The following is a 7,816-nucleotide window of genomic DNA, read 5'->3' as shown; positions in this document are numbered from 1 at the left end:
GTGGGGGAGGGGGCGCTTCAGGGCGGCGGCGATGGTTTCGAGGACGGCGTGGCCGGTGTGGGCGGTGCCGGAGGCGACGTTGTAGAGGGGGTGGTGGTGTTCCGCGGCGAACGCGAGGGTGAGGTATGCGCGGGCGACGTCGCGGACGTCGGTGTAGTCGCGTGCTGCGGAGAGGTTGCCGACGCTGAGGCTCTCGCCGGGGGGTAGTGCCCGTAGGGATGCGGTGAGGTCGGGGATGAGGAATCCGGGGCCTTGTCCGGGGCCGATGTGGTTGAACGGGCGGGCGATGACGGTGTCGAGGCCGCGGCTGGCGTAGTAGGCGGCTTGTGTCTCGACGAGGATCTTCGCGACGGCGTAGGGGGAGTTCGCGGCGACCGGTCCGGTCTCGTCGATGGGGTCCGCTGAGGCGGGTGGGGCGTAGACGGATCCGGAGCTGACGACCACGACCCGGGGTCGCTTCGATTGGGTCAGCAGGGCCTCGCTCATCGTTGTCATGATGCCGCTGTTGACCTGGAGGTAGCGTTGCGGGTGGGAGAAGGACGGGCCGACCGCGGCGAGTCCGGCCAGGTGCACGACCCCGTCTGCGCCTTCGGGCACGTTCCATGTCGAGACGAGGTCGGCACTGAAGTACTCCGCGCAGTGCGGTGCGAGTGCGGGGCCGGGGTCGTTCTCGCGGCCCACGGCCCACACGGTGACGCCCTCGGCGGCCGCGATGGCGGCGAGGTGCGTGCCGACGAACCCGTTGGCGCCGGTGATGACCAGGACGCGGCCGGTCACGCCGACCGGGAGAGGTTGCGGGACTGGGCCTCGAGGTCGTGGGCGACCATGCGGTGCACGAGCCCGGGGAAGTCCACTTCGCGGCGCCAGCCGAGGACCTGCTCGGCCTTGGTGGGGTCCCCGAGGAGGATGTCGACCTCCGCGGGGCGCAGGAACGCGGGGTTCTGCACGACGTAGGGTTTCCAGTCGTCGATCCCGATCTCCGCGAACGCGAGGGTCAGGAACTCCTCGATCGAGTGCGTCTCACCGGTGGCGAGCACGAAGTCGTCGGGCACGTCGTGCTGCAGCATCCGCCACATCCCCTCGACGAAGTCGCCCGCGTACCCCCAGTCACGCTTGGGCCACAGGTCACCGAGCTCGATGCGCGGCTGCAGGCCGAGCTTGATCCGCGCCACCGCGTGGGTGATCTTGCGGGTCACGAACTCCACCCCGCGGCGCTCGCCCTCGTGGTTGAACAGGATCCCGCACGAGACGAACATGTCGTAGCTCTCACGGTAGTTCTTCGCGATCCAGTGCCCGTAGAGCTTCGCGACCCCGTACGGGCTACGCGGATGGAACAACGACTGCTCGTTGTACCCCGCCCCCGGACGGTTGTAGTCCAACCCGCCGAACATCTCCGACGTCGACGCCTGGTACACCCTCGTCTTGTCCGCACGCCCGGTGATCCGGACCGCCTCGAGCACGTTCAACACACCCTTCGCCGTCACATCCGCGGTCAACGTCGGGTTCTTGAACGAATACCCCACATGGCTGATCGCCGCGAGGTTGTACAGCTCGTGCGGATCCGCCGTCTCCACCGCCCGCACCAGCGACGTCGGATCGATCAGATCCCCCTCGATCAACCTCACATACGGGAACTCCTCCACCACCGCCTCACGACGAGGATTGTTCTGCCCCCGAATCAAACCGAAGACCTCATAACCCTTCCCATGAAGCAACTCAGCAAGATGCCCCCCATCCTGACCCGTAATACCGGTGATCAACGCGCGGCGAACGTCAGCCATGATGCCTCCTGTCGAATTGCCCTTCACATTCTAGACGTTGTGGGGCATGAGACCCGGATGCCGTAGAGCTTCTCGTCGCCGTGGGCGGACGTCACCCCCGGCGTGAGCGTGTCATCGACCGCAGGGCATCCAATGTCGCGATGGCGGTGCGGTCCCAGTCGAACAGGCGGGCGCGCTCCCGCCCCGCCGATCGCAGTCTGTCAGCGAGCGCGCGGTCGGTCAGCAGCGCCCGGAGGCCTGCGGTGATCGCGCCGACGTCGTGCGGATCCACGGTTAGAGCCGCATCTCCCACGACCTCGGGAAGGCTCGAGACAGCGCTAGTGAGGACGGGAGCGCCGGCGGTCATCGCCTCCAGCGGCGGAAGGCCGAAACCCTCGTAGAGGGAGGGATAGGCGAAAGCGGCGGCCCCGGCGTACAGGGCGCGCAGCTCGTCGTCGCTGACGCGCCCAAGCAACTGCGCGCGGGCATGGGAAGCTTTCGCGACGATCGCCTCATCGTCCCATCCGCGCGGACCCACCAGTGCCAGCCGATACGCGGCGCGGAGCTGTGAATCGAGCGCGAGCCAGGCGTCCAGGAGGCGTTCGAGGTTCTTGCGCGGCTCCAGCGTGCCCACCGCCAGAACGTAGGGGCCCGGCAGAGCGGGGTGCCCAGGAGCTTCGACGGGCTCGGAGAAGGAGGGGTCCGCGGCTAGCGGGGTGACCCGCGTGCGTCCGCGCGTGTGTGGGAAGAGCCGTTGGAGGTCGTCGCGGGTGGCCTCGGAGATGCACAGGAGCGCCTGGGCGCGGTGAAGCGCAGGGCGGATCGTGGCGCGCTCGATCCGCCCTGCGCGAGCCTGGCTCTGCGCGCCGTCCACGAAGGCGACGAGGTCCATGACAGCGACGGCCGTGGGTACGCGCGTGAACCATGCCGTCAGATAGCTGTTCGTCGAGAGGAATGCGCGGGTTTCGCGGTTGGCACGCCGTGCGGTCTCCAGATGCCAAAGGGGGTCGGGCAGCGGTGAGAGCGACCATGTGAACCGTGCGGGGTCGAGGTCGCCCCACGGTTGCCGCGCGTACAGCACGAAGCGTTCACCTGCCGCCTGCGGGATGCGCTCGAGCCCTTTCAGCAGCTCCCGCACATATCGGCCGCGGCCAGCGGGGACTTCGGCGGCGGCGCGTGCATCGATTCCGATCGGGCGGTCGCCAGGCATGACCGCCAGCGTAGACCATCCGCTCGGAGGGCGCCGTCGCAGGATCCCTCTTCCGACGAGTGTTCTGGAGGCTGAACGTTACACCGTCGGGTCGAGGCGGCGCAGTGCCGTGCGACAGGTGCGGATCAGCAGCACCGTGGCCGCCCCCTCGGTCAGGGCGTAACCTATCGCGGCGCCCACGGGACCCATCGTCAAGGCGAGGACGATCATGACCGGCACGCCCACGGCGGTGCCGAGCAGCGTCGCCCGCATAACCGCCGACGCCTCGCCCGCGGGGAACAGCACATGGCGGCTCATCGAGGTGCGCAGGGAGAAGAACGCGAAGACGATGCCCATCGCGATGAGGATGTCCAGGCTCGCCGCCGCCTTCGCGCCGAACAGCAGCGTGCTGGCCCATGTTCCGAACACCGCCAGGACGAGGCATCCGAGGAGGCCGAACGCGCCGTGGGCCGCCATCGCGTATCGCATCCGCTTACCGCGGACGGGACCGTGCGCCTCCGTTATCCAGCTCTGCAGGGCGTTCGCGAGAGTCAGAGGCAGGAACTGTCCGAGCTTGAGCATCTTGTCGGCCGAGGCGAAGCCCGCGGCCGACACAGGCAACGCGGTGATGTTGACCAGCGGTGCGGGGATGTTCGAGTAGGCGCCCAGAGCGGCGTCGTTGAGCGCGACCGGCGCGCCGGAACGGAACAGACGCGGCAGGTCCGATATCGCCGGCCAGGCCGCGGGATTCCGGCGCAGCACCCGCGCGGTGAACAGGGAGGTGCCGACGAGTGTGACGGCGATGCCGGCGAGCGGATAGAGTTCGACGATGCCCGTGGATGCGATGACGACGGCCGCGATCGCGGTGCTGACCAGGCGCGGGATCGCGTCGTAGACGACGATCGCACGCGGGTCTCCCACTCCAGCGGAGTACCACGTGAACGACAGGGCGATCATCGCTCCCTGCGTGCCCATGAGCACCGAGAGCCATTCGGCTCCGGGAGAGGCAATGAGCCAGCAGATCAGACCCATGATCGGCAGCGCCACGGTCGTGATGAGAAGACGGATGACGAGCGACTCCCGGTACAGGAGACCGCGATGCCGGTCGTCGGCGGCGATCGAGATCAGCGCGGGACCGATCGCCGTCCATCCGTAACCGATCGCGATCGCTGCGAAGGTGCCGACCGCTTCGCCCGCGATCGCGCTCGACCATCCGCCCGGACCGGCGGTGCGCGCCACGATCGGGAGGACCAGTAGCGGCGAGACCGCGGCGATCGCAGGCAGCATCGTGAATCCGACGAGCCGCTTCCACAGCGGGGGCGGGGCCGTCACGATGCGACGGGCTTGCTGGAGGAGAGAGCCTTGCGCAGTACCCGCGCCGTCGCGGCGGCGGATGCGTCCCATGTGAACTGCGCCGACCACGCGCGTCCTTCCGCACGGCGCCGTTCACCGTTCGGATCGCGCAGAGCGGCCGAGAGTGCCGTACTGAGTGCCGCCGGGCTCTGCGCATCGGTGTAGAGCGCCGCGGCGCCGCCGACCTCCCGCAGAACCGGGATGTCATTGGCCAGCACGACGCAGTCGCGGCGCATCGCATCGATCACCGGCAGCCCGAAACCCTCTGCAAGGGAGGGGCACACGTACAGCTCGGCGGCTGCGTACAGCGCCTCCAGCTGGGCGGTGCTCACCCACCCCGGCAGGACGACGTCTCCGCCGAGCCCGAGACTCGTGACGAGTGGGACGAGCGGATCCTCGGCACCGCCGCCGGTGATGACCGTCACGGGGCGTTCGACGGCTGGGATCGCGGCGATCGCGCGCAACAGCCCCTCGAAGTTCTTGTGCGAGAGACGGTTACCGGTGCTGAGTACGAGTGGTCTGCCTTTGCGGATGCCGAGAGCGTCGAGGTCGGCCCACGGGCGCTCAACGGCGGGGGGCTCGTTCGTGCCGTGCGGGACGACGTGGATGCGCTCGCGGTCGACGCCGATGTGCCGGACGATTGCCTCCCCAGCCGCCTTCGAGCCCGTGATGATCTCGGCCGAGGTCAACGCGGTGCGTGACATCAGCGACGAGGTCACCCGCGCTATTGCCCTGTTCACGGCGCCTCCGCCGATTTCGTGATAGGTCACGTCGTGCACGGTGGTGATCCGGGGCACGCGAGAGGTGAGCGGTCCGAAGTTCGCCGGGCACCAGACGAGCCCGGCACCCGCGCGGCGCGCGGCACGGTTCGCGCCCAGAATCTCTCCGGCCGCCCACGTCACACGGTCGGCCCCCACTCCCCGCAGGAGACGTACCTCGCCCGGGAAGAAGGAGCGCACGCGGTCGATGCCCTTCCGGTTCGTCAGCGCGACGAATGTCACGTCCGGCAGATGCTTTGGCAGTCGCGTCGCGATTTCGCGCGCGTACGTCTCGGTTCCGCCTCGGTTCCCGGTGAACGAAAGGAGGTCGACGAGGATGCGGTCGTTCATCCGTCAGGTTTCGATGATCGCCTCGGGTCGCGACTCCCGGCGTGGGGTCGTGAGCACCCCCGAGAAGAAGCTCATCATCATTGTCTGGAAGCCGAGCATGAGGAAGATGGCACTCGGGATCGCGATGCGGACGACTTCCGTCGGATCCTGTGGTCCGAAGCCGGTGCTTCCCCATCGCACGAGCTGGACGACGCCGATGAGTATGCCGATCACGAACAGCCCTAGTCCGATGAGCAACCCTCGCTCCGTCGTCCACTTTGCAACGATTGCCCGATACCGCGGGCTCGTGGGAAGGAACGCTTCTTGGGTCGCATAGAGCTTCGTCAGCCACGCGAACAGGAGGGCTTGATAGCCGATCACGCACAACGCCATCGCATAGACCATGGTTGTGACGTCGAAGCCGACTCCGAACAACTCGATCGAAGTGAAGGAGAGCACGCCGACTGCCAGCGCACCCATCAGGAATGCGATCAGGCCCGGGTAGATGAACAGCCATCGCGGCGAGAACAGGAGTAGGAAGCGGAGGTGCCGCCAGCCGTCGTGCCAACTGCGAAGATGTGGCGGGCGCGAACGGCCGTCCTTCTTGAGCGTCGTCGGCACCTCTTCGATGCGGTAGCGCGCGAGCGACGCCTTCACGACCATCTCGGAAGCGAACTCCATACCCGTCGTCTGCAGACCGAGCTCACGGATACGGGCAGCGTTGAACCCGCGCAGGCCGCAGTGGAAGTCGCGCACACCGGGTTTGAAGAAGAGCTGCCCTATCGCAGAGAGCACCGGATTGCCGAGGTACTTGTGCAGGGGTGGCATCGCACCCGGGGCGATTCCGCCCTTGAACCGGTTGCCCATGACGAGGTCGGCTCCGTCACGCAGGCGCTCGACGAACGGCTCCAGGTTCTCGAAATCGTAGCTGTCGTCGGCGTCGGCCATGACGATGTAGGCGCCGCGCGCCGTCTCGATGCCGTTGATGAGCGCCGCGCCGTAGCCGCGCTGCGGGGCGTTCGACACCCGCGCGCCGAGGCTCGTCGCGATCTGCTGCGAGCCGTCGGTGCTGCCGTTGTCTGAGATGAGTACTTCGCCTACGACGCCGGAGCTTGCGAGGAACCCCTGAGCCTTCTTGATGCACACCGCGAGGGTCTCCGCCTCGTTGAGGCACGGCATCAGGATCGTCAACTCGACAGATGTTGCGGGAGCGGAGTGGTTCACGTATGTCCTTGCTGCTGTGTTTCATTGCGCGAGCGTCGGGCGCTAGCGGCGGCGCTGTCGAGTGCCGAGAGTATCCCGTCCACAGTCTTGTCCACTGTTCGTGTGCGGACGGCGTCCTCATACCACGCACGAGTTCGCGTCCGCAGATCCTCACCGCCTCGGACGGCGCGCACAAGTGCATCGGCAAGGTCCACGGGGTTCGTCGACTCGGCGATGAAGCCATTCTCTCCTGGAGACACGAGCTCGGTCGACGCATTGCCGTCGTCCTGCACCAGGACGACGGGGGTGCCGTGCGCGGAAGACTCGACCACGACGAGACCGTACCCCTCGCGCCTGGACGGGTTGGCCAGGCACGCGGCGCCGTGCATGAGCTCGTCGAGCCGTTCCTCGCTGACGAAACCGGGAAGATCGGTCCACGACTCGCCCTGCACGCGCGCGACCGCTTCGATGATCTGCTCGGTGCTCGGCCCGCTGCCGAGTATCACCAGCCGAAGGCCGGGGATCTCGGCGCGCGCGGCGGCGACGGCGGCGGGGAGCGCCTCGATCCGCTTGTCGGGGATGTGGCGTCCCGCGTAGAGCACGTATGGTGGTGAGGCGCAGGCGGCCGAGAAGGTGGCCGCCGAGGCATCCTCGATAAGGCCGGGGCTGACCAGGAGCTTGCCGCGGAAGCCTTCGGCGCGCAGCTGGCGCGCGGTGAGCTGTGAGTGGCAGGTGGCGACCGGGGTCAGGGCGATCGCGACCCGCTGCAGAAGCCATGCGACGGTGCCGGTAGCCGTGCCAGCGTACTCGCGCCACTGACGGCGGCCCCATACCTCGAGATAGTCGACGACGAGCGCCGTTCCCGAGCCGAGGAGTGCGGCGCGCGCGGCGAACACGTTGAGGACGGGCAGCCCGCTCGCGATGACCGCGTCGTAGTGAGTCCGGCTCCGCACGAGCGTGCGGAAGAGCCCCCATGCGAAGGCAAGGGCTGCGGGCGTGCGCCGGACCCCCTCATCGTCGTAGAGGCGCAGGCGACCCGCGACTGCGCGCACCGTGAATGACGTTTCCCGGGGGGCGTCCTCCCATTGCCGGGCCGTGAGATAGTCGACCACGCGTCCTCGCTCCCGCATCCGCTCGGCGTAGGAGCGGTAGAGTCGTTCGCCTCCGCCGGTCGTACAGGGGAACAGGCAGTCGTAGGCGATCGCGACCGAGGAAGTGGTCAT

General features: G+C 68.0%; 7 protein-coding genes. All 7 read right to left on the bottom strand.

Translation table 11 applies throughout. From position 1 onward, the window contains the following. A partial coding sequence (locus GVL03_RS14945) for an NAD(P)-dependent oxidoreductase (protein WP_159501803.1) occupies nucleotides 1-777 on the bottom strand: 777 nt, incomplete at its 3' end. Next, a complete protein-coding gene (locus GVL03_RS14940) occupies nucleotides 774-1,781 on the bottom strand; it encodes a GDP-mannose 4,6-dehydratase (RefSeq protein ID WP_159501802.1) in 1,008 nt (335 codons plus the stop codon). The genes GVL03_RS14945 and GVL03_RS14940, both read right to left, overlap by 4 nt. Nucleotides 1,782-1,872: 91 nt before the next feature. Continuing rightward, nucleotides 1,873-2,970: a glycosyltransferase family 1 protein gene (locus GVL03_RS14935; RefSeq protein WP_159501801.1), complete on the bottom strand. Its 1,098-nt coding sequence runs from the start codon at nucleotides 2,968-2,970 to the stop codon at nucleotides 1,873-1,875. Between the two features lie 78 nt (nucleotides 2,971-3,048). Further along, nucleotides 3,049-4,281: a hypothetical protein gene (locus GVL03_RS14930; RefSeq protein WP_159501800.1), complete on the bottom strand. Its 1,233-nt coding sequence runs from the start codon at nucleotides 4,279-4,281 to the stop codon at nucleotides 3,049-3,051. Next, the gene (locus GVL03_RS14925; RefSeq protein ID WP_159501799.1) at nucleotides 4,278-5,411 is read right to left on the bottom strand and encodes a glycosyltransferase family 1 protein; all 1,134 of its coding nucleotides are present in this window, start codon (nucleotides 5,409-5,411) and stop codon (nucleotides 4,278-4,280) included. The genes GVL03_RS14930 and GVL03_RS14925 overlap by 4 nt, the downstream gene beginning before the upstream one ends. A gap of 3 nt (nucleotides 5,412-5,414) precedes the next feature. Beyond that, nucleotides 5,415-6,614 (bottom strand): glycosyltransferase family 2 protein, encoded by a 1,200-nt coding sequence (locus GVL03_RS14920; protein WP_235038188.1) that lies wholly within the window; start codon nucleotides 6,612-6,614, stop codon nucleotides 5,415-5,417. Next, the gene (locus GVL03_RS14915; protein ID WP_159501798.1) at nucleotides 6,611-7,816 is read right to left on the bottom strand and encodes a glycosyltransferase family 4 protein; all 1,206 of its coding nucleotides are present in this window, start codon (nucleotides 7,814-7,816) and stop codon (nucleotides 6,611-6,613) included. Before GVL03_RS14915 ends, GVL03_RS14920 begins: the two co-directional genes overlap by 4 nt.

Source organism: Microbacterium sp. 18062, assembly GCF_902706225.1.
GTDB lineage: Bacteria > Actinomycetota > Actinomycetes > Actinomycetales > Microbacteriaceae > Microbacterium.
The sequence above is the reverse complement of the archived record's forward strand: the minus strand, read 5'-3'. Positions and strand labels throughout refer to the sequence as shown.